This is a genomic window from Streptomyces sp. NRRL B-24572 (genome assembly GCF_002156145.1).
In the GTDB taxonomy this organism is placed as follows: domain Bacteria; phylum Actinomycetota; class Actinomycetes; order Streptomycetales; family Streptomycetaceae; genus Streptomyces; species Streptomyces vietnamensis.
In genome coordinates this window covers 1-3,040 of the sequence record NZ_MWIG01000455.1, presented here as the reverse complement: position 1 = coordinate 3,040, position 3,040 = coordinate 1, and the positions used below count along the sequence as shown (strand labels likewise).

Here is a 3,040-nt window from a genome sequence, read left to right as displayed (position 1 = left end):
CGACAGGATCACCGACAGCAGCCCGCCGTCCTCCTCGAACGGCAGGAACACCTTCCCCCGGTCCCGCGCGCGGTCGGTCACGATGCACAGGTACGAGTCGTCCGGCTCCATCAGCACGTTCCCCGAGCCCAGATGGATCCGGTACGCGCGCAGCTCGCCCCGCACCCGCAGGAAGCGGTCCGTCAGCTCCACCCGGTCCGCGATCCGCGTCCGGGGCAGCAGCCGGGCCAGCGTCTCCCGCCGGATCAGCGCCGACTCCGTCAGTTCGCCGAACGACCAGCTCTCCCAATACCCGTCGTAGGCCCGGTTCTCCCCGCGGTCCCGCCACTGCGGGTCCGCCCCGATCGACGCCACCCCCACGAACAGGTCGACGTCCCGCAGCGCCTCCGACAGCACGAGCGCCGGTACGTCGGCGAGGGCGGCCGCCTCCCAGACCTTCTGGGCCCCCGCTCTCCTCTCGAACCGCACCTGATCCGTGGAGCAGAGCCGGGCCATCCCGTCCGCGCTCGCCCCCTCGTCGGCCAGCTCCACGAAGAACCGGGCCCGCCACCGCGTTCCCCCGCCGGCCGGCAGCTCGCCCGGCGCGGGCAGCTCCTTCACCAGCTCCGATGACCAGCCGTCCGAGAAGTACCCCAGGTGGTTCCCCGTCCAGCCGCGCTCGGCCATCAGCGCCCGCGCCTGCCCGTACCGCAGGACGTGCCCCGCGAAGCGGTTGGAGTACGAGCCGGTCGCGAGCTCCGCCGGAGTCAGCGGGTACACCTCGCGGAAGACCTGCTTGAACGGCTGGCGCTCCTCCCACTCCGCCACCGCCGCCCGCCACGCGGCGACCTCCTCGCCCCCGGCCCGCAGCGGATGCCACAGCCGCAGCCGGGCGTCCGGACCGACCGGACGCGCCGTGCCGTCGTGTCCCGCGAGGGCCCAGCCGCCGCCGGTGCGCTCCGGAACGCCGGCCGTCCAGTCGCCGTCCCCGGCGACCTCCCAGAGCAGCGCCCGGGCCACCGCACCCGTCACAGGATGGTCGGCGTAATACCGCTGCCAGTCCTCCGCCGGCCAGACCGTCCCCGCCGCGAGGTGCTCCTCAAGGCGGGACCGCTCGGCGGCGACGAGCGCCTTCAGCTCCTTGAGCCCGGCCCGTACCTGCTTCAACTCCTCGGCGTGCGCCTCCCGGACCTCCTTCGGCGCCGTCTTCAGGAGCCTCCCCTCCGGGCTCCTGAAGGACAGCGCGACCGTGCCCGGCTCCCGTACCGACAGCTCCGCCGTGTACGCCCCGAGCGGGACCTCCCGGACCCCGCGCCCGTCGAGCCCGAGCGTCGCGACCCCGCGCTCCCGGAGCATCGACGGGGTGAGCCCGGCACGCGCGGCGACCGCCTCCAGGGCCTTGGCGATGCCCTTGTTGACCGTGCGGTTCTTGACCTTCTTCGGCAGCCGCCCGAGCCACTGCACGGCCTCCTCGCCCCGGGCGCCCCCGCACTCCCCGAGCACGGCGACGGCCGTCGTGGCCAGCGTCTGACTGCGGCAGAAGCCGCCGGAACCCCCGAGCCCCGTCCCCGCGTTCACCGCGACGGCCCCGACGAGCGGTACGGCCCAGTCGGCGTCGATGTCGAGCGCCGCCCACAGCAGACCCCGGACGAGGCAGGTGTTGGAGTCGCCCGCGAGGCTCCAGTCGACCTGGCGCCACGGATTGTGGTCCGCCACCCGGTGCTCGGGCTGTGCGGCGATCCCCTCCAGCAGCTGCCGCACCACCTCCGCCCCGTGTTCGGCCTCCCCGAGCAGGGCCGCCGCCGTCCGGCGCCAGGCCCGCGTCGCCCTGGGCTTGTCCAGGAGGGCGCAGTGCCCGAGGAAGGCCGCCACGCCCGCCCCCATGAGCAGCTCCCCGTGCGCCGCGCGCATGGCCGGGCCGTACTCGTCGAGGTCGTCGAGGACGTGGCGGGGCAGCCGGCCGGGCACCACCGGCACCTCCCGGCTCAGCAGGACGTCGATCAGGCCCCGTATCCCCACGTACTGATCACTCCGATAGACGTAGTGCGACTCGATGATCCGCTGCAGCGCGCGGACCCGGGGCCGGTCGAAGTCCTCGGCCTGCGCGGCCGCCGCGAGGGCGATCGGGACCAAGCTCCAGAACGCGCCGTGGATTTCATGCGGGGCGACCTCCGCGTCCTTCCCCAGGAGCCGCGCGAGCAGCAGGTCCGACTCCTCCGGGGTCCATCCCAACTCCTGCTCCGCCAGGGCGGCGAGGACCGGAGCCACCCGACGCGCGTCACCGCGGCAGGCCCGCAGGTGCAGCGCGAGCGCGCACTCCCTGCGCCCAGAGGCGTCCAGGGAGGCGAGCAACTCGCCGACCGCTCCCGGTCCTTCCGTGAGCTCGCGCGTCAGTGCCTCGTCCAGCCTGCTCTCCAGGCCCGTGATCCCCACCATGCTCCCGACGGTAGAGGACCCCACTGACAGCCCTACCGGAACCGCCTCACCCCCGGCACCAGCGCCGTCCCCGCGCAGCACCCGCCCACCACCACCGCGGCGGCCAGCAGCGGGACTTCGGGGCCCCACGTCGAGGCGGCGAGCGGTGCCAGGGCGTACCCGAGGGGCATCGCGGCCAGCGACAGCAGCCAGTCGTACGAGCTGACGCGGGCGAGCGCGTGGGCGGGCACCGCGCGCTGGACGGCGGTCTCCCAGACGGGAGAGAGGAACCCGAGGCCCGCCTGTGCCAGTCCGTACGCCGCGATCGTCAGCCACGCGGGCGCGGAGAGGGCGAGCAGCACCAGCGGCAGCGCGTACGTGGCGAGGCCGAGGTTCGCGGTGAGGATCGGGCGCCGGGGGCGGGCCCGGTCGGCGAGCAGCGCCCCGAGGAGGAAGCCGACGGCGCCGACCTGGAGCAGGACGACCCAGGTGGTGTCGCCGCCGAGCCGGTGCACGGCGATCGCGGGGCCGAGGGTCATCAGGACGGCGGCGGCGCCGTTCCAGGCGCTGTGGCCGATGAGGCTGGTCCAGTACCAGTCCCGGGAGCGGACCTCCTGCCAGCCCTCGGCGAGGTCGGCGCGGAGCG

General features: G+C 74.7%; 2 protein-coding genes. Both read right to left on the bottom strand.

Annotation, left to right across the window (positions count from 1 at the left end; translation table 11 throughout):
* The coding region (locus CCN56_RS25915; protein ID WP_086830391.1) for a DUF4132 domain-containing protein at positions 1-2,415 on the bottom strand (2,415 nt) is incomplete at its 3' end.
* Between the two features lie 32 nt (positions 2,416-2,447).
* Positions 2,448-3,040, bottom strand: a 593-nt coding sequence (locus CCN56_RS25910; protein WP_143664624.1) for an MFS transporter, incomplete at its 5' end; no start/stop codon positions are given.